The organism is Pseudomonas sp. JY-Q (assembly GCF_001655295.1).
Taxonomy (GTDB): domain Bacteria; phylum Pseudomonadota; class Gammaproteobacteria; order Pseudomonadales; family Pseudomonadaceae; genus Aquipseudomonas; species Aquipseudomonas alloputida.
Genome location: NZ_CP011525.1, coordinates 3,994,312 through 4,012,004, shown reverse-complemented (window position 1 = coordinate 4,012,004; position 17,693 = coordinate 3,994,312). Strand labels below are relative to the sequence as shown.

The 17,693-nt window shown below is 62.1% G+C and carries 15 protein-coding genes; 4 read left to right on the top strand and 11 right to left on the bottom strand.

The genetic code is table 11. The features are described 5' to 3' along the window. Positions 1-92: 92 nt before the first annotated feature. From AA098_RS18285 to AA098_RS18255, 7 genes are all read right to left on the bottom strand, one after another. Entirely contained in the window at positions 93-521 is a 429-nt protein-coding gene (locus tag AA098_RS18285; RefSeq protein WP_003251237.1) for a GNAT family N-acetyltransferase, read from the bottom strand. Continuing rightward, positions 514-1,680: a cupin domain-containing protein gene (locus AA098_RS18280; protein WP_064614863.1), complete on the bottom strand. Its 1,167-nt coding sequence runs from the start codon at positions 1,678-1,680 to the stop codon at positions 514-516. Before AA098_RS18280 ends, AA098_RS18285 begins: the two co-directional genes overlap by 8 nt. An 81-nt stretch (positions 1,681-1,761) precedes the next feature. Beyond that, positions 1,762-3,132 carry an adenylosuccinate lyase gene (gene purB / locus AA098_RS18275; RefSeq protein ID WP_003251234.1) on the bottom strand — a complete coding sequence of 457 codons (1,371 nt, stop codon included), beginning with the start codon at positions 3,130-3,132 and terminating at the stop codon, positions 1,762-1,764. Positions 3,133-3,347: 215 nt separating this feature from the next. Further along, positions 3,348-3,974 (bottom strand): high frequency lysogenization protein HflD, encoded by a 627-nt coding sequence (gene hflD, locus AA098_RS18270; RefSeq protein ID WP_003251232.1) that lies wholly within the window; start codon positions 3,972-3,974, stop codon positions 3,348-3,350. Further along, positions 3,971-5,095 carry a tRNA 2-thiouridine(34) synthase MnmA gene (mnmA, locus tag AA098_RS18265; protein WP_064614862.1) on the bottom strand — a complete coding sequence of 375 codons (1,125 nt, stop codon included), beginning with the start codon at positions 5,093-5,095 and terminating at the stop codon, positions 3,971-3,973. Before mnmA ends, hflD begins: the two co-directional genes overlap by 4 nt. Before the next feature lie 59 nt (positions 5,096-5,154). Next, entirely contained in the window at positions 5,155-5,595 is a 441-nt protein-coding gene (locus AA098_RS18260) for an NUDIX hydrolase (RefSeq protein WP_003251227.1), read from the bottom strand. 176 nt (positions 5,596-5,771) lie between these two features. After that, complete coding sequence (locus AA098_RS18255; protein WP_003251225.1) at positions 5,772-7,997, bottom strand: NADP-dependent isocitrate dehydrogenase; 2,226 nt, start codon at positions 7,995-7,997, stop codon at positions 5,772-5,774. Between the two features lie 414 nt (positions 7,998-8,411). Here AA098_RS18255 and icd point away from each other — a divergent pair, with 414 nt between their 5' ends. Continuing rightward, positions 8,412-9,668, top strand: coding sequence for an NADP-dependent isocitrate dehydrogenase (gene icd, locus AA098_RS18250; RefSeq protein WP_003251224.1), 1,257 nt, complete (start codon positions 8,412-8,414; stop codon positions 9,666-9,668). 71 nt (positions 9,669-9,739) lie between these two features. Here icd and cspD read toward each other — a convergent pair whose 3' ends face one another. Further along, complete coding sequence (gene cspD / locus AA098_RS18245; RefSeq protein ID WP_003251222.1) at positions 9,740-10,006, bottom strand: cold shock domain-containing protein CspD; 267 nt, start codon at positions 10,004-10,006, stop codon at positions 9,740-9,742. A gap of 230 nt (positions 10,007-10,236) precedes the next feature. On the opposite strand from cspD, the gene clpS reads away from it, so the two are divergent. After that, entirely contained in the window at positions 10,237-10,599 is a 363-nt protein-coding gene (clpS, locus tag AA098_RS18240) for an ATP-dependent Clp protease adapter ClpS (RefSeq protein ID WP_003251220.1), read from the top strand. 30 nt (positions 10,600-10,629) lie between these two features. Beyond that, positions 10,630-12,900 (top strand): ATP-dependent Clp protease ATP-binding subunit ClpA, encoded by a 2,271-nt coding sequence (gene clpA / locus AA098_RS18235; RefSeq protein WP_003251217.1) that lies wholly within the window; start codon positions 10,630-10,632, stop codon positions 12,898-12,900. Between the two features lie 85 nt (positions 12,901-12,985). Here the strand turns inward: clpA and infA are convergent, their stop codons facing one another. The 3 genes from infA to aat all read right to left on the bottom strand — a co-directional run bounded on the left by infA (position 12,986) and on the right by aat (position 14,750). Beyond that, complete coding sequence (gene infA, locus AA098_RS18230) at positions 12,986-13,204, bottom strand: translation initiation factor IF-1 (RefSeq protein ID WP_002553999.1); 219 nt, start codon at positions 13,202-13,204, stop codon at positions 12,986-12,988. Between the two features lie 101 nt (positions 13,205-13,305). Then, the gene (locus AA098_RS18225) at positions 13,306-14,013 is read right to left on the bottom strand and encodes an arginyltransferase (protein ID WP_003251215.1); all 708 of its coding nucleotides are present in this window, start codon (positions 14,011-14,013) and stop codon (positions 13,306-13,308) included. 56 nt (positions 14,014-14,069) lie between these two features. Then, positions 14,070-14,750 (bottom strand): leucyl/phenylalanyl-tRNA--protein transferase, encoded by a 681-nt coding sequence (aat, locus tag AA098_RS18220; RefSeq protein ID WP_003251213.1) that lies wholly within the window; start codon positions 14,748-14,750, stop codon positions 14,070-14,072. A 408-nt stretch (positions 14,751-15,158) separates the two neighbouring features. On the opposite strand from aat, the gene AA098_RS18215 reads away from it, so the two are divergent. After that, complete coding sequence (locus AA098_RS18215) at positions 15,159-17,654, top strand: DNA translocase FtsK (protein WP_177342684.1); 2,496 nt, start codon at positions 15,159-15,161, stop codon at positions 17,652-17,654. The last annotated feature ends 39 nt before the right edge of the window (positions 17,655-17,693 follow it).

The following is a 17,693-nucleotide window of genomic DNA, read 5'->3' as shown; positions in this document are numbered from 1 at the left end:
CCGGCCTCTTCGCGGGTAAACCCGCTCCTACAGGGACGCGTGGTGCTTGTAGGAGCGGGTTTACCCGCGAAGCGGCCGGCACAGGTGATGGATCAGGCGCGCGAGTCGCGCACCATGTCGACATGCGGGATGCCAGCTTCGAGGAATTCCTCGCTGACTACGCGAAAGCCCAGCCGCTCATAGAACGGCGTGGCGTGTACCTGGGCGCTGAGCATCTGCTGTTTCAGGTCGCGGTTCTGCGCTTCGACGATGACCGCATTGACCAACGCATCGCCCACCTTCAGGCCGCGCCAGTCCTTGAGCACCGAGATGCGCCCGATGGTGCCGTCGGCCAGCAGGCGCGCAGTACCGATCGGATAGTCGCCTTCCAGGGCCAGGAAGTGCAGGGCATCCTGGTCTTCAGAATCGAACTCCAGCTCTGGCGGAATGTGCTGCTCGGCGACGAACACGGCTTCACGGATACGGCGGATGTCGGCGTTGTCTTTGTGCCAATCGGCGAGGCGAACGCTGATCTTATTCATTGGCGAATCCCAGGCTCCCTTGTTTGACCAGCTGCTGTACCAGCATAAGGCCATCTTCGTCCTGCAGCCACTCGGCCAGGTTGTCGATGTGCAAGGCGTCGGCCGCACATACCAGCTTCAGCAGCTCTCGCAGTTTGCCGGGCAGTGGGCAACTACGGCCGCTGGCGAACAGCAGCAGGTCGTCTTCGAATTCCGACCAGGCCAGGCGTGCGCTGGGGTTGCGGATCAGGATGGCGCCCTGCTCAAGGGCGTCGATCAGCTCTTCCTCGGTCAGCTCTTCGCCAACGACCTGCTCGGGGTAGCGCGGCTCGGTCATGAACTGGCCGAACCAGGTCAGCAGCAGGTCCTTGTCGCCCATGTGCTTGTCGAGCAGCGCCTTGAGGCGGTCGAGGGCATCGTGCTGGATCTGGTGCGGGTCGCTGACCGGCTGGGCGTCGGCGTCGCTGTAGCGCTCTTCGTCGGGCAGGAACTGGCCGAGGAAGTCGGTGAAGTGGGTCAGCACTTCGGCAGCGCTCGGTGCGCGGAAGCCGACCGAGTAGGTCAGGCAGTCATCCACGGCCACACCGTAGTGGGCCAGGCGCGGTGGCAGGTAGAGCATGTCGCCGGGCTCCAGGGTCCACTCGCCGCTCTGCTCGAACTCGGCCAGGATACGCAAGTCGGCGTGCTCCAGCAGCGGGCTGTCACTGCTGCACATCTGGCCGATCTTCCAGTTGCGCTGGCCGTGGCCTTGCAGCAGGAACACGTCGTAGTTGTCGAAGTGCGGGCCGACGCTGCCACCCGGGGCGGCGAAGCTGATCATCACGTCATCGATACGCCAGCTGGGCAGGAAGCGGAAGTTTTCCAGCAGTTCGGCCACTTCCGGAACGAACTGGTCAACGGCCTGTACCAGCAGGGTCCAGTCTTTTTCCGGCAGTTCGGCGAAGGTGTCTTCGCTGAACGGGCCGCGGCGCAGTTCCCACGGGTGCGCGCCGTGCTCCAGCACGATACGCGACTCGACCTCGTCTTCCAGGGCCAGGCCGGCGAGCTCGTCGGGGTCGATCGGGCTGATGAAGTCCGGGAAGGCCTGGCGTACCAGCAGCGGCTTCTTCTGCCAGTAGTCGCGCATGAATTCGCGGGCCGAGATGCCGCCGAGCAGCTGCAGTGGAGTATCAGGATTCATGTTCAACCTATTGAAAAAACGTAATTTTCGTACGGGAATAAAAACGCCCGGCCAGGCCGGGCGTTGTACGCGACGCTCAGCTTAGATGCGTTTGGCCTGGGCCGCCGCGTTACCGATGTAGGTAGCGGGGGTCAGCTGCTTGAGCTCGGCCTTGGCTTCGGCTGGCATGTCCAGGCCGTCGATGAAGGTCAGCAGCGCTTCTGGGGTGATGCCCTTGCCACGGGTCAGCTCTTTGAGCTTCTCGTAGGGGTTTTCGATGTTGAAGCGGCGCATCACGGTCTGGATCGGCTCGGCCAGCACTTCCCAGCAGGCGTCCAGATCGGCGGCGATGCGAGCTTCGTTGACTTCCAGCTTGCCGATGCCTTTCAGGCTGGCCTCGAAGGCGATCACGCTGTGGGCAAAGCCCACGCCCAGGTTGCGCAGCACGGTGGAGTCGGTCAGGTCACGCTGCCAGCGCGAGATCGGCAGCTTGCTGGCCAGGTGCTGGAACAGCGCGTTGGCGATACCCAGGTTGCCTTCGGAGTTTTCGAAGTCGATCGGGTTGACCTTGTGCGGCATGGTCGACGAACCGATTTCGCCGGCAACGGTCTTCTGCTTGAAGTAACCCAGGGAAATGTAGCCCCACACATCACGGTCGAAGTCGATCAGGATGGTGTTGAAGCGGGCGATGGCGTCGAACAGCTCGGCGATGTAGTCGTGCGGCTCGATCTGGGTGGTGTACGGGTTGAACTGCAGGCCCAGTTCGTCTTCGATGAAGGCGCGGGCGTTCTCTTCCCAGTCGATCTGCGAGTAGGCCGACAGGTGGGCGTTGTAGTTGCCCACGGCGCCGTTGATCTTGCCCAGCAGCGGCACGGCGGCAACCTGGGCGATCTGGCGCTCCAGGCGGTACACGACGTTGGCCAGTTCTTTACCCAGCGTGGTCGGCGAAGCCGGCTGACCATGGGTACGCGACAGCATTGGCACTTCGGCGTGGGCGTGGGCCAGGGCGCGGATGGCGTCGGCGACCTGGCGCATCAGCGGCAACAGCACTTCGTCACGGCCAGCGCGCAGCATCAGGGCGTGGGACAGGTTGTTGATGTCCTCGCTGGTGCAGGCGAAGTGGATGAACTCGCTGACCTTGGCCAGCTCAGGCAGCTTGGCGGCCTGCTCCTTGAGGAGGTATTCAATGGCCTTGACGTCGTGGTTGGTGGTGCGCTCGATTTCCTTGACGCGCTCGGCGTGCTCCAGCTTGAAATCGTTGGCCAGGCTGTCCAGCAGGGCGTTGGCTTCGGCGGAGAACGCCGGCACTTCGCCGATTTGCGGGTGGGCGGCCAGGCGCTGCAGCCAGCGCACTTCGACCAGGGCGCGGAAACGGATCAGGCCGAATTCGCTGAAAATGGGGCGCAAGGCCTGGGTTTTGCCGGCATAACGGCCGTCTACAGGGGAAACCGCAGTGAGCGAAGAAAGCTGCATGGGGTGTTCTCGGACAGTCAGGCTTTTGGAAGGGCGCATATCATACATGAAAATTGCGCCTGGGTCGGGTGGCTGACCAAAGGTCGGCCCAATTTGGATCTGGTGGCAGCCCCTGTGGGAGCAGGCGTGCCCGCGAACACCGGCGTAGCCGGTGCCATACACCGCGTCGCCTGCTTCGCGGGCACGCCCGCTCCCACAAAGGGCAGCCCAGCCCGTCAGGTGGGGCTGCGCATCATGTCGTACAGTTCGTTCAGCAACTTGCGCCGGCTAAACACCAGCTGCCAGCGGTGCCCGCCCAGCTGCCGCCACAGTCGCGCGGCGCGGATGCCGGCCAGCAGCAAGGCGCGGATCTTCGAGGCGTTGTTGGGCTGCTGCAGGAAGCGCATGTCGCCGTGCACCTGAATGCGCTGGCGCAAGGTGCTCAGGGTGTCTTGATACAAGGCTCCACTGGAAGCGATGACGTTTTCGTGAACCAGGCCGAAATGCTCGGCCTGCGACTGGATTTGCGGCAGTCGGTTGCCGATGGTGTCCAGCAGGTCACCACGCTTGTTCAGCTGGCGTTCCAGGCCCAGCATCGACAGGGCGTAGCGCAGTGGCTCGCGCTGCAGGCTGTTGGGGTCGCGCTCGAGGGCGCCGATCAGCGCTCGGTAGCCGTCGCGCAGGTTCAGGTCGTCACCGCCGAACACCTCCAGGGTGTCCTTGGGGTCACGCACCAGCAGGCTGCCCAGCATGCAGCCGATATTGGCTTCACTGGCCTGGCCGGTGCGGGCGATGCGGTCGACAAGCACGGCGGCCTGGAACACACCGCCCAATGCGATCAGCTGCTCCTGCAGGTTGCTCATGCGCGCGGGCTCCACGGCTCGGCAGCCTCGATCACGCCACCGCCCAGGCACACTTCGCCGTCATAGAACACCACTGACTGGCCCGGCGTTACGGCGCGCTGAGGCTCGTCGAACACGGCGCGGTAGCCGCTGGCGGTGCGTTCCAGGGTGCATCGCTGGTCGCTCTGGCGGTAGCGCACCTTGGCAGTCAGCTGGCGTGGGCTGCCGAGGTCGACCGGGTTGACCCAGAAAATGTCCGAGGCCAGCAGGGCGCGGGAGAACAGCCATGGGTGCTCGTTGCCCTGGCCGACCACCAGCACGTTGCGGGCCAGGTCCTTGTGCAGCACGTACCACGGCTCGTCACTGGCATCTTTCAGGCCGCCAATGCCCAGGCCCTGGCGCTGGCCGATGGTGTGGTACATCAGGCCATGGTGGCGGCCGATCACTTCACCTTCGGTGGTTTCAATGTCGCCCGGCTGGGCCGGCAGGTACTGCTTGAGGAAGTCGCTGAAGCGGCGCTCGCCAATGAAGCAGATGCCGGTGGAATCTTTCTTCTTGGCGGTGGCCAGGCCGTGCTTTTCGGCGATGGCGCGTACTTCGGGCTTTTCCAGTTCGCCGACCGGGAACAGCGTGCGGGCGATTTCCTGGCCGCCGACGGCGTGCAGGAAGTAGCTCTGGTCCTTGTTCGGGTCCAGGCCCTTGAGCAGTTCGGTGAGCGCGCCAGTATTGCGGCGGCGCACATAGTGGCCGGTGGCGATCAGGTCGGCACCCAGCGACAGGGCGTAGTCGAGGAACGCCTTGAACTTGATTTCGCGGTTGCAGAGGATGTCGGGGTTGGGGGTGCGGCCAGCCTTGTATTCCTCAAGGAAGTGCTCGAACACGTTGTCCCAGTATTCGGCGGCGAAGTTGGCGGTGTGCAGCTTGATGCCGATACGGTCGCACACGGCCTGGGCGTCGGCCAGGTCTTCACGGGCGGTGCAGTATTCGGTGCCGTCGTCCTCTTCCCAGTTCTTCATGAACAGCCCTTCCACCTGGTAGCCCTGCTCGATGAGCAGAAGGGCTGAGACGGAAGAGTCCACGCCGCCGGACATGCCGACGATGACGCGGGTCTTGGCGGGGTCTTTAAGTGCTGGGCTGGTCATGGGTACCGGTGTGTATCAAGGGGGAAAAACGCCGATTCTATCAAAACCGCGGCGCTGCGTCAGTCGCGTAGCAGGTCGAGGCTGTGCAGCGGGCCTTTGAGGTAGTCATCCAGGCAGCGCGGCACCAGCTCGCTGCGCCAGCGAGTGGGGTCGGCCAGCAGTTCGTCGCGGGTCAGCCACACGGCGCGGACGATGTCGCTGTCCAGTGCCAGGTCGGCGTGATGGCGCACGGGGCGGGCGGCGAAGCAGATGCGCTGGTAGGTCACGCCGTTGCTGGGGGCGGTGTACAGGTAGATGCCGACCACGCCGGTCAGCTCGACTTCCCAGGCGGTTTCCTCCAGGGTTTCGCGCAGGGCGGCCTGGGGCAGGGTCTCGTTGGGCTCGAGGTGGCCGGCCGGCTGGTTGAAGACGTGCTGGTTGGCTTTGAATTCCTCGACGAAGAGGAACTTGCCTTCGTGCTCGACGATGGTCGCTACGGTGATGTGGGGTTGCCAGGTCATGAGCATCTCCTCAACGGTCTGCAGGGCCCTGTAGAAGCGGGTTAACCCGCGAATGGGTCAGTGCTTTCACCACCGTATTCGCGGGTAAACCCGCTCCTACAGGGACCGCGCTTGTTTTCCAGAAAGCACAAACCCCGGTGCGTGGCCGGGGTTTGTGCTGTTACTTCAAGCGAACCTTACAGGGCAGCGATGGCGCTGTTCAGGGTCTGGCTTGGGCGCATCACCTTGGCGGTCAGCTCGGCATCCGGGGCGTAGTAGCCGCCGATGTCGGCTGGCTTGCCCTGAACGGCGTTGAGCTCGGCGACGATGGTCGCTTCGTTCTCGGCCAGGGTTTTTGCCAGTGGTGCGAAGCGTGCCTGCAGGGCAGCGTCGTCCGTCTGAGCGGCCAGGGCCTCGGCCCAGTACAGGGTCAGGTAGAAGTGGCTGCCGCGGTTGTCGATACCGCCGACTTTGCGCGACGGCGACTTGTTGGTGTCGAGGAACTTGCCGGTAGCCTGGTCCAGGGTGTTGGCCAGAACCTTGGCGCGCGGGTTGTCGTAGGTGTTGCCCAGGTGCTCCAGGGAAGCGGCCAGGGCCAGGAATTCACCCAGCGAGTCCCAACGCAGGAAGTTCTCTTCAACCAGCTGCTGCACGTGCTTCGGAGCCGAACCGCCGGCGCCGGTTTCGAACAGGCCACCGCCGCTCATCAGCGGTACGATCGACAGCATCTTGGCGCTGGTGCCCAGCTCCATGATCGGGAACAGGTCGGTCAGGTAGTCACGCAGCACGTTGCCGGTCACCGAGATGGTGTCCTTGCCTTCGCGGATGCGGGCCAGGGAGAACTTGATGGCGTCGACCGGTGCCAGGATGCGGATGTCCAGGCCGGTGGTGTCGTGATCTTTCAGGTACTTCTGCACCTTCTCGATCATGACGCCGTCGTGGGCGCGAGCCGGGTCCAGCCAGAACACCGCCGGGGTGTTGCTCAGGCGGGCACGGTTGACGGCCAGCTTGACCCAGTCCTGGATCGGCGCGTCTTTGGTCTGGCACATACGGAAGATGTCACCGGCTTCGACGTTCTGCTCCAGCACCACGTTGCCCTTGCCATCGACTACACGAACCACGCCGTCAGCCTTGACCTGGAAGGTCTTGTCGTGGGAGCCATACTCTTCGGCCTTTTGCGCCATCAGGCCAACGTTCGGCACGCTGCCCATGGTGGTCGGGTCGAAGGCACCGTTGACCTTGCAGTCTTCGATGGTGGCCTGGTAGATGCCGGCGTAGCAGCGGTCCGGGATCACGGCCTTGGCGTCTTGCAGTTCGCCTGCGGTGTTCCACATCTTGCCCGAGTCACGGATCATGGCCGGCATCGAGGCGTCGACGATCACGTCGCTCGGCACGTGCAGGTTGGTGATGCCTTTGTCGGAGTTGACCATGGCCAGGGCCGGGCGCTCGGCGTACAGGGCCTGGATGTCGGCTTCGATCTCGGCCTGCTTGTCAGCTGGCAGGTCCTTGATGCGGGCGTACAGGTCGCCGATACCGTTGTTGGCGTTGAAGCCTACTTCGGCCAGGGCAGCGGCGTGCTTGGTCAGCACGTCGTTGTAGAACTCTTCGACGATGACGCCGAACATGATCGGGTCGGAGACCTTCATCATGGTGGCTTTCAGGTGCACCGACAGCAGCACGCCGGCGGCCTTGGCATCGGCGATCTGCTCGGCGATGAAGGCTTTCAGGGCCTTGCGGCTCAGGGTGGCGCAGTCGATGACTTCAGCGGCTTTGACGGCGGTTTTTTCTTTCAGCACGGTGGTGCTGCCGTCTTTGGCGACCAGCTCGATGCGCAGGCTGTCGTCAGCTTCGATCAGCGCGGCCTTTTCGCTGCCGTAGAAGTCGCCTTGAGTCATGTGGGCAACGTGCGACTTGGAGTCGGCGGCCCAGGCGCCCATCTTGTGTGGGTGCTTGCGGGCGTAGTTCTTGACCGACAGCGGCGCGCGGCGGTCGGAGTTGCCTTCGCGCAGCACCGGGTTCACGGCGGAACCCTTGATGCGGTCGTAGCGGGCACGGGATTCTTTTTCTTCCGCGGTGGCCGGCTCGTCGGCGTAGTCAGGGATGTTGAAGCCCTTGCCTTGCAGTTCCTTGATCGCGGCTTTGAGCTGCGGTACCGAGGCGCTGATGTTCGGCAGCTTGATGATGTTGGCTTCAGGGGTGGTAGCCAGCTGGCCCAGTTCCGCCAGGTGATCGCCTACTTGCTTCTCTGCGCCCAGTTGCTCCGGGAAGGCGGCAAGGATACGGCCAGCCAGGGAGATGTCGCGAGTTTCGACAGCGATGTCAGCCGAAGCGGTGAACGCTTCGATGATCGGCAGCAGCGAGTAAGTGGCGAGGGCGGGGGCTTCGTCGGTGAAGGTATAGATGATCTTGGAACGGGTGGGCATGCGGGTTAACTCTCTGTGTGCTGAGCGTGCTCGAGTCTCGTGGTGCGCAGGGTAGGCGCATCGCCCTGGCAGCGCCATGAGCGGAAAGTCGAGAGGCTGCGAGCGGTGATGGTGGATGCATCAGTCGAGCGTCAAGTGCTGAGCTGCGGTAACAACCCAGGCTTTATGGCCATTCATGGCCTAGGGCGGTCCGCATTTTCCTGGGATTCGCCCCGATGACCCTTCGGTCGCGGCGGAGTATACCAAACCATTCGGGCTAATCAGCAAGGCCAAGTGATATCGGCCCATTTATAAGACCAAAGACTAAGCGGCAATGCGGCGGGTTGTCGCATGCCTTGCAGGTCGGCAGATGTGGTTTAGGCTCAGTGGATCGCACGATGTCCAAACCACACCCGACAGCGGAGTAGTGCAAGCATGGGATACCAGAAAATCAAGGTTCCGACCGACGGCACCAAAATTACCGTCAATGCAGACCATTCGCTTAACGTGCCTGATCATCCGATCATTCCTTACATTGAAGGCGACGGGATCGGCGTCGATGTTTCGCCGGTAATGATCAAGGTGGTCGATGCCGCCGTGGAGAAGGCCTACGGCGGCAAGCGCAAGATCGCCTGGATGGAGGTATACGCTGGCGAGAAAGCCACCCAAAAGTATGACCAGGATACTTGGTTGCCGCAGGAAACCCTCGATGCCGTGCGTGATTACGTGGTGTCGATCAAGGGCCCGCTGACCACCCCGGTCGGTGGCGGCATCCGCTCGCTCAACGTGGCCCTGCGCCAACAACTGGACCTGTATGTATGCCTGCGGCCGGTGCTGTGGTTCCAGGGTGTACCGAGCCCGGTGAAAAAGCCGGGCGACGTCGACATGGTGATCTTCCGCGAGAACTCCGAAGACATCTATGCCGGCATCGAGTGGAAGGCCGGGTCGCCCGAGGCGAACAAGGTGATCAAGTTTCTCAAGGAGGAAATGGGGGTCACCAAGATCCGCTTCGACCAGGATTGCGGCATTGGCATCAAGCCGGTGTCTAAGGAGGGTACCAAGCGTCTGGTGCGCAAGGCCCTGCAATACGTGGTGGATAACGACCGCGAATCGCTGACCCTGGTGCACAAGGGCAACATCATGAAGTTCACCGAGGGCGCGTTCAAGGACTGGGGGTACGAGGTGGCGCGTGACGAGTTCGGCGCTGAACTGCTCGATGGTGGCCCATGGATGAAATTCAAGAACCCCAAGACCGGTCGCGAGGTCATCGTCAAGGACGCCATTGCCGACGCCATGCTGCAGCAGATCCTGCTACGCCCGGCCGAATACGACGTGATCGCCACCCTCAACCTCAACGGTGACTACCTGTCCGATGCCCTGGCGGCGGAGGTGGGCGGTATCGGCATTGCGCCGGGCGCCAACCTGTCCGACACCGTGGCCATGTTCGAGGCCACTCACGGCACGGCGCCCAAGTATGCCGGGCAGGACAAGGTCAACCCGGGCTCGGTGATCCTCTCGGCAGAGATGATGCTGCGCCACATGGGTTGGACCGAGGCCGCCGACCTGATCATCAAAGGCACCAATGGTGCCATTGCGGCCAAGACCGTGACCTACGATTTCGAGCGGTTGATGGAAGGCGCCAAGCTGGTAAGCAGCTCAGGCTTTGGCGATGAAATGATCAAACACATGTAAGGCAACAGAAAACCGGCCGTCTCCTTTAAAGAAATGGCCGGTTTTTTCGTCTATCGGCACAGCGCAGGCAGTCAGGCTTTTGCAGTTTCGCTTTGCGGCTCACCCAGGGGTCTGGCAGCCTCTGCCGCGGCGGCCGCAGCATCTTTGATTTCAACGGCGTGCAAGCCTTTGGGGCCCTGGACGATGTCGAATACCACGGCCTGGCCAGCCTTCAGGGTCTTGTATCCGTCCATTCGGATGGCGGAATAATGGGCGAACAGGTCATCGGATTTACCTTCCTCATTGATGAATCCATAGCCCTTGGCATTGTTGAACCACTTGACTTTACCGCTTGCCATCCCTATGTCCCTCTGCAAAGGACTCCATCACTGGAGTATCATCCACTTCATCCGCATACGAACCTTGCGAAAAATCTGGTTGACTGCGCGGATCTTTATCGACCACGGTGGGTTCTTATTGGTTGTAACACCGTTTTGCCGATAGTCAAGGTCACGCGGCGCCTGCGCCGGCGGTGGCCTGTGTAGTCAACCCGCAACCTTAACCTGACGCTCATGATGAAATTCTTTCCATGCATGCACCTAGTGAGATTCGACTAACATTCAATCAGGATCGCCCGCAATCGAATGAGGACGACGGCTCAGGTCTTGCAGTTCAGGAAGCCAAGCCGATCCTGCAGGCGCCACCGATGTACAAGGTGGTTTTGTTCAACGATGACTACACACCAATGGATTTCGTCGTCGAAGTGCTCGAGACGTTCTTCAGTCTGAACCGCGAGCTGGCGACCAAGATCATGCTGACCGTCCATACCGAGGGGCGGGCAGTGTGCGGATTGTTTACCCGTGACATCGCCGAAACAAAGGCCATGCAGGTCAACCAATACGCCAGGGAAAGCCAGCATCCGCTACTCTGTGAAATCGAGAAGGACGGTTAATCGCCGACCACTTGGGTATGAGGTGAAGCTATGTTAAACCGCGAGCTCGAAGTCACCCTCAATCTTGCCTTCAAGGAGGCTCGTTCGAAGCGTCATGAGTTCATGACCGTCGAGCATCTGCTGCTGGCACTCCTTGACAATGAGGCTGCCGCGACCGTTCTGCGCGCCTGTGGCGCCAATCTCGACAAGCTCAAGCATGACCTGCAAGAGTTCATCGACTCCACCACGCCGTTGATCCCTGTCAACGACGAAGACCGTGAAACCCAGCCAACCCTGGGCTTCCAGCGCGTGCTGCAGCGTGCCGTGTTCCACGTGCAAAGCTCTGGCAAGCGCGAAGTGACCGGCGCCAACGTGCTGGTGGCGATCTTCAGCGAACAGGAAAGCCAGGCCGTGTTCCTGCTCAAGCAGCAGAGCGTGGCCCGTATCGACGTGGTCAACTACATCGCCCATGGCATCTCCAAGGTGCCAGGGCATGGTGCGCAGTCTGAAAGCGAGCAGGACATGCAGGACGAAGAGGGCGGCGAAACCTCCTCTTCGAGCAACCCGCTGGACGCCTACGCCAGCAACTTGAACGAGCTGGCCCGTGCCGGCCGTATCGACCCGCTGGTAGGTCGTGAGCAGGAAGTGGAACGCGTGGCGCAAATCCTGGCCCGTCGGCGCAAGAACAACCCGCTGCTGGTGGGTGAGGCTGGCGTGGGTAAGACGGCCATCGCCGAAGGCCTGGCCAAGCGCATCGTCGATGGTCAGGTGCCTGACCTGCTGGCACAGAGCGTGGTCTACTCACTCGATCTGGGTGCCTTGCTGGCCGGTACCAAATACCGTGGTGACTTCGAGAAGCGCTTCAAGGCGCTGCTCGGTGAGCTGCGCAAGCGTCCGCAGGCCATCCTGTTCATCGACGAAATTCACACCATCATCGGCGCCGGTGCGGCGTCGGGCGGGGTGATGGATGCCTCCAACCTGCTCAAGCCGCTGCTGTCGTCGGGTGAAATCCGCTGCATCGGTTCGACCACGTTCCAGGAGTTTCGCGGCATCTTCGAGAAGGACCGTGCCCTGGCGCGGCGCTTCCAGAAGGTGGATGTCAGCGAGCCATCGGTCGAAGACACCGTGGGCATTCTGCGCGGCCTGAAAGGGCGTTTCGAAAGCCACCACAACATCGAGTACAGCGACGAAGCCCTGCGCGCCGCCGCCGAACTGGCTTCACGCTACATCAACGACCGGCACATGCCTGACAAGGCCATTGATGTGATCGACGAGGCTGGGGCCTACCAGCGCCTGCAGCCAGAGGCCAATCGCGTCAAGCGCATTGATGTGCCGCAAGTGGAGGACATCGTCGCCAAGATTGCGCGAATTCCGCCGAAGCACGTCACCAGTTCCGACAAGGAGCTGCTGCGTAACCTTGAGCGCGACCTGAAACTGACCGTGTTTGGCCAGGACCAGGCAATCGACTCGCTGGCCACCGCGATCAAGCTGTCCCGTGCCGGCCTCAAGTCGCCAGACAAGCCGGTGGGTTCGTTCCTGTTCGCCGGCCCTACCGGCGTCGGCAAGACCGAAGCGGCGCGGCAACTGGCCAAGGCGCTGGGTGTGGAGTTGGTGCGTTTCGACATGTCTGAGTACATGGAGCGTCACACCGTGTCGCGTTTGATTGGTGCGCCGCCGGGTTATGTTGGTTTTGACCAGGGTGGCTTGTTGACCGAGGCGATCACCAAACAGCCGCACTGCGTATTGTTGCTCGATGAAATCGAGAAGGCCCACCCGGAAGTCTTCAATCTGCTGCTGCAGGTGATGGACCACGGTACCTTGACCGACAACAACGGGCGCAAAGCCGACTTCCGTAACGTGATCCTGATCATGACCACCAACGCCGGTGCAGAAACCGCGGCGCGGGCGTCGATCGGCTTCACTCATCAGGACCACGCGTCCGATGCCATGGAAGTGATCCGCAAGAGCTTCACGCCAGAGTTCCGCAACCGTCTGGATACCATCATCCAGTTTGGCCGCCTGAGCACGGAGACGATCAAAAGCATCGTCGACAAGTTCCTTATCGAATTGCAGGCGCAACTGGAAGACAAGCGTGTGCTGCTGGAAGTCAGCGATGAAGCGCGCGGTTGGCTGGCGGTTTCGGGCTATGACGTGCAGATGGGCGCGCGGCCAATGGCGCGGCTGATCCAGGACAAGATCAAGCGGCCGCTGGCCGAGGAGATCCTGTTTGGCGAGCTGGCCGAGCATGGTGGCGTGGTGCATGTCGACCTGCGCGATGGCGAACTGGTGTTCGACTTCGAAACCACCGCTGAGGTCGCGTGATGTGCAGGGGCTGCCTTGCAGCCCCTGCAGTTTCAAAAGGCACAAAAAAGCCCGGCACCTGGCCGGGCTTTTTCATGGCTTGAGTTTAGCGCGCACGGTAGGTGATGCGGCCCTTGCTCAGGTCGTACGGCGTCAGCTCGACGCGGACCTTGTCGCCAGTGAGAATACGGATGTAGTTCTTGCGCATCTTTCCGGAGATGTGCGCGGTTACGACGTGCCCGTTTTCCAACTCCACGCGGAACATGGTGTTGGGCAGGGTGTCGACGACAGTACCTTCCATTTCGAAGCTGTCTTCTTTCGACATGCAGTTGAGCCCTCGGATCCAGTGTTAGCCCGACGCATATCCGCACCGGGCAAAAAAGTGGCGTGGATTATGCCGGAAAACTGCGTGTCAAGCCAATGCTTTCAGTTGAGGGTGACCCAGCGCTGGTTTATCAGCAGCTCGATAGGTCGGTACTGCGTCTTGTAGTTCATCTTCTTGCAGTTCTTGATCCAGTAGCCCAGGTAAACCGCCTCCAGGTTCTGGCGCAGCGCTTCGGTGATCTGCCAGAGAATGGCGAAACGGCCGAGGCTGCGGCGCTCCTCGTCCGGCTCGTAGAAGGTGTACACCGCTGACAGGCCATTGGGCAGCAGGTCGCACACTGCCACCGCCATCAACCGGCCTTCCAGGCGAAATTCGTAGAACCAGCAGAACGGCAGGTCGCGTACCAGGAAGGTGGAAAACTGATCGCGGCTGGGCGGGTACATGTCGCCATCGGCGTGGCGCGTTTCGATATAGCGCCGGTACAGCTCGAAGTACTCTTCCTTGAACGCCGGGCGCGCTGCGGTTACGGTCAGGTCGGCGTTACGTTTGAGTATGCGACGCTGCTGGCGGTTGGGGATGAAACGCGCCGCCGGGATGCGCGCCGGCACGCAGGCGTTGCAGTTCTGGCAGTGTGGGCGGTACAGGTGGTCGCCACTGCGGCGAAAGCCCATTTCCGACAAATCGGCGTACACGTGCACGTCCATCGGCTGGCTGGGGTCGAGGAACAGCGTGGTCGCCTGCTCCTCCGGCAGGTAGCTGCAGGAGTGGGGCTGAGTGGCATAGAACTTCAACCGCGCCAACTCTGTCATGATCAACCCCTTCGGTGAGACTTTGTTTTAAGTGTAAGCCAGCTACGGGAACTCGCCTAGGCAACCCATGAAGCACTGTTGGGTTGGTCAAGGTGGCGTGCCAGGTAGCTGGCGAACTCGGCACGGCTGATGGCGTGGGCGCCCAGGCTGTGCAGGTGGTTGGTCGGCATCTGGCAGTCGATAAGCACGAAGCCGGCGTCTCGCAGGTGGTTGACCAAGGTCACGAAGCCGACCTTGGAGGCGTTGTCGGCGCGGCTGAACATCGATTCGCCAAAGAACAGCTGGCCCATGGCGAGGCCGTACAGGCCCCCGACCAGTTCGCCGTCCTGGCGAACTTCGACCGAATGGGCGATGCCGCGGCGGTGCAGCTCGCAGTAGGCGTTGCGCATGGTGTCGGTGATCCAGGTGCCGTCAGCGTAGTCGCGAGGCGCGGCGCAGGCGGCGATCACGGCCGGGAAGTCGGTGTCGAAGCTGACCTGGTAGCGGCCTTGGCGCATCAGCTTGGCCAGCGAGCGTGACACATGCAACTGGTCGGGCAACAACACCGTGCGCGGGTCGGGTGACCACCACAGGATCGGTTGGCCGTCCTGGTACCACGGGAAGCAGCCATGGCGATACGCCTGCACCAGGCGCTCGGGGCTCAGGTCACCGCCGGCGGCCAGTAGGCCGTTGGGGTCGTGCAGCGCCTTTTCCAGGGGCGGGAAGGTCAGCGAGTCGCGGGTCAGCCAGGTGAGCATGGTCTATCGTGCGGTGGGGGAGGGGAGAGGGCAGCATGGCTTGGGTCAAAAGCGGGGTCAATCTCTTTGGGTGCCTCAAAGCCAGCGCCGTAACCTGCACAAGCTACCCCCTACAGGGAGGTGAGGCCGTTTTGCGGCAATTCAGGGCAATTTCCTACACATTCATCAAACCGCAGGCACCATCCGCTACATTTGCTGTCACACCTGTGCAAAAACACAGCATAAGCCTTTGTCACAAAAGAAAATGCATGCTCAAATTGCAGCTATATGAATTCGCCCCCGGCCAAACTCCCCATACGGCGTGCCGCCATGGCGGCTGGCGGGCAGTAATGTTAAAAGTAGTGGTTCGTTGGTCGCGCAGCGGCCGATCACTATTGGACGCGCACCACGCGCAGGAATAGACGCGTTTTGAAGAAATCCACCGCAACTCCAGCTCCATTGCCTGTGCCACTGTGGCGGCAGCAGCTGCATTATCGCCTCAAGGAAGGTGCGTTGATCGCTGTCGGCGCGCTGTGCCTGTACCTGTGGATGGCGCTGCTGACCTACGATACGTCGGACCCGGGCTTCAGCCACACCAGCAACGTCGACCAGGTGCAGAATGCGGCCGGGCGTGCCGGTGCCTACTTCGCCGACATCCTGTTCATGGTGCTGGGTTACTTCGCCTATATTTTCCCGCTGCTGCTGGCGGTCAAGACCTGGCAGATTTTCCGCGAACGCCACCAGCCGTGGGATTGGAGCGGCTGGCTGTTCTCCTGGCGGCTGATTGGCCTGGTGTTCCTGGTGCTGTCGGGGGCAGCGCTGGCGCATATCCACTTCCACCCGCCCGCCAGCCTGCCGTTCTCCGCCGGTGGTGCACTGGGCGAAAGCCTGGGCGACCTGGCGCGCAACCTGCTGAACGTGCAGGGCAGCACGCTGATGTTCATTGCCCTGTTCCTGTTCGGCCTGACCGTCTTCACCGACCTGTCGTGGTTCAAGGTGATGGACCTGACCGGCAAGATCACCCTCGACCTGTTCGAACTGGTGCAAGGGGCTGCCACCCGCTGGTGGGAAGCGCGCAACGAGCGCAAGCGCCTTGAGGCACAGCTGCGCGAGGACGAACCGGTGTTCAAGGCCGCGCCGATGGCTGCCGAGAAGCGCGAGCCGGCCAAACCGTCACTGCGCGAGCGCATCCTCAAGCGTGAAGAGCCACCCGCTCAGCCGGTCGAGCCACGTGAGCCAACCCTTGCACGCGAACCGATTGTGCCGCCACGTGAAACGGCGCCTGAGGCATTGGCGCCGCGTGAAACCGTGGTGCCCCGCCAGCAGCACGCAGCGCCCACCATTGTGCCGCCGTCAGCCGCCAAGGCGCCGGAGCCGAGCAAGCGGGCGATGAAGGAAAAGCAGGCGCCGCTGTTCGACAGCGCCGTGGAAGGCACTTTGCCCTCGATTTCCATCCTCGACCCGGCCGAACAGAAAAAGATCGAGTATTCGCCAGAGTCCCTGGCCGGCGTCGGTCAGCTGCTGGAAATCAAGCTCAAGGAATTCGGTGTGGAAGTGGCGGTGGATTCGATCCACCCCGGCCCGGTAATTACCCGTTACGAAATCCAGCCGGCCGCCGGCGTGAAGGTCAGCCGCATCGCCAACCTGGCCAAGGACCTGGCGCGTTCGCTGGCCGTGACCAGTGTGCGAGTGGTCGAGGTCATCCCTGGCAAGACCACGGTAGGTATCGAGATACCCAACGAAAACCGCCAGATGGTGCGCTTCTCCGAAGTGCTGGCCACGCCGCAGTACGACGAGCAGAAATCGCCCGTCACGCTGGCGCTGGGCCACGACATTGGCGGCAAGCCGGTGATCACTGACCTGGCCAAGATGCCGCACCTGTTGGTGGCCGGTACTACCGGCTCCGGTAAGTCGGTGGGTGTGAACGCGATGATTTTGTCGATCCTGTTCAAGTCCAGCCCGGAAGACGCGCGGCTGATCATGATCGACCCGAAAATGCTTGAACTGTCGATCTACGAAGGCATCCCGCACTTACTGTGCCCGGTGGTCACCGACATGAAGGACGCCGCCAACGCCCTGCGCTGGAGCGTGGCCGAAATGGAGCGGCGCTACAAACTGATGGCGGCCATGGGCGTGCGTAACCTGGCCGGTTTCAACCGCAAGATCAAGGACGCCCAGGAAGCTGGCGAAATCATCCATGACCCGCTGTATCGCCGTGAGAGCATGGACGATGAGCCACCTGCGCTGAAAACCTTGCCGACCATCGTGGTGGTGGTGGACGAATTCGCCGACATGATGATGATCGTCGGCAAGAAGGTCGAAGAGCTGATCGCCCGTATCGCGCAGAAGGCACGGGCGGCCGGTATTCACCTGATCCTCGCGACCCAGCGCCCGTCGGTCGACGTGATCACCGGCCTGATCAAGGCCAACATCCCGACCCGTATGGCGTTCCAGGTGTCGAGCAAGATCGACTCGCGTACCATCATCGACCAGGGCGGTGCCGAACAGCTGCTGGGCCATGGCGACATGCTGTACATGCCGCCGGGCACCAGCCTGCCGATCCGGGTGCACGGCGCATTCGTGTCCGACGACGAAGTGCACCGCACGGTCGAGGCGTGGAAGCTGCGTGGCGCCCCGGACTACAACGACGACATCCTCAACGGCGTCGAAGAAGCCGGTAGCGGCTTTGATGGCGGCGGCGGTGGCGAGGGTGACGATGCCGAAACCGACGCCCTGTATGATGAAGCGGTGCAATTCGTGCTTGAGAGCCGTCGCGCCTCCATTTCTGCCGTGCAACGCAAGCTGAAGATCGGCTACAACCGTGCCGCGCGCATGATCGAGTCGATGGAGATGGCCGGCGTTGTCACCCCGATGAACAGCAACGGCTCGCGGGAAGTGATAGCCCCGGGCGGCCCGCGCGACTGATGAACACCCTGCCGGGCGCCAACGGTGGCGCCCGCCTTT

Excerpts from the sequence above, each read along its gene's own strand:
- AA098_RS18285 (WP_003251237.1), bottom strand. The coding sequence starts at position 521 with ATGAATAAGATCAGCGTTCGCCTCGCCGATTGGCACAAAGACAACGCC.
- AA098_RS18280 (WP_064614863.1), bottom strand. The coding sequence starts at position 1,680 with ATGAATCCTGATACTCCACTGCAGCTGCTCGGCGGCATCTCGGCCCGC.
- purB (WP_003251234.1), bottom strand. The coding sequence starts at position 3,132 with ATGCAGCTTTCTTCGCTCACTGCGGTTTCCCCTGTAGACGGCCGTTAT.
- hflD (WP_003251232.1), bottom strand. The coding sequence starts at position 3,974 with ATGAGCAACCTGCAGGAGCAGCTGATCGCATTGGGCGGTGTGTTCCAG.
- mnmA (WP_064614862.1), bottom strand. The coding sequence starts at position 5,095 with ATGACCAGCCCAGCACTTAAAGACCCCGCCAAGACCCGCGTCATCGTC.
- AA098_RS18260 (WP_003251227.1), bottom strand. The coding sequence starts at position 5,595 with ATGACCTGGCAACCCCACATCACCGTAGCGACCATCGTCGAGCACGAA.
- AA098_RS18255 (WP_003251225.1), bottom strand. The coding sequence starts at position 7,997 with ATGCCCACCCGTTCCAAGATCATCTATACCTTCACCGACGAAGCCCCC.
- icd (WP_003251224.1), top strand. The coding sequence starts at position 8,412 with ATGGGATACCAGAAAATCAAGGTTCCGACCGACGGCACCAAAATTACC.
- cspD (WP_003251222.1), bottom strand. The coding sequence starts at position 10,006 with ATGGCAAGCGGTAAAGTCAAGTGGTTCAACAATGCCAAGGGCTATGGA.
- clpS (WP_003251220.1), top strand. The coding sequence starts at position 10,237 with ATGCATGCACCTAGTGAGATTCGACTAACATTCAATCAGGATCGCCCG.
- clpA (WP_003251217.1), top strand. The coding sequence starts at position 10,630 with ATGTTAAACCGCGAGCTCGAAGTCACCCTCAATCTTGCCTTCAAGGAG.
- infA (WP_002553999.1), bottom strand. The coding sequence starts at position 13,204 with ATGTCGAAAGAAGACAGCTTCGAAATGGAAGGTACTGTCGTCGACACC.
- AA098_RS18225 (WP_003251215.1), bottom strand. The coding sequence starts at position 14,013 with ATGACAGAGTTGGCGCGGTTGAAGTTCTATGCCACTCAGCCCCACTCC.
- aat (WP_003251213.1), bottom strand. The coding sequence starts at position 14,750 with ATGCTCACCTGGCTGACCCGCGACTCGCTGACCTTCCCGCCCCTGGAA.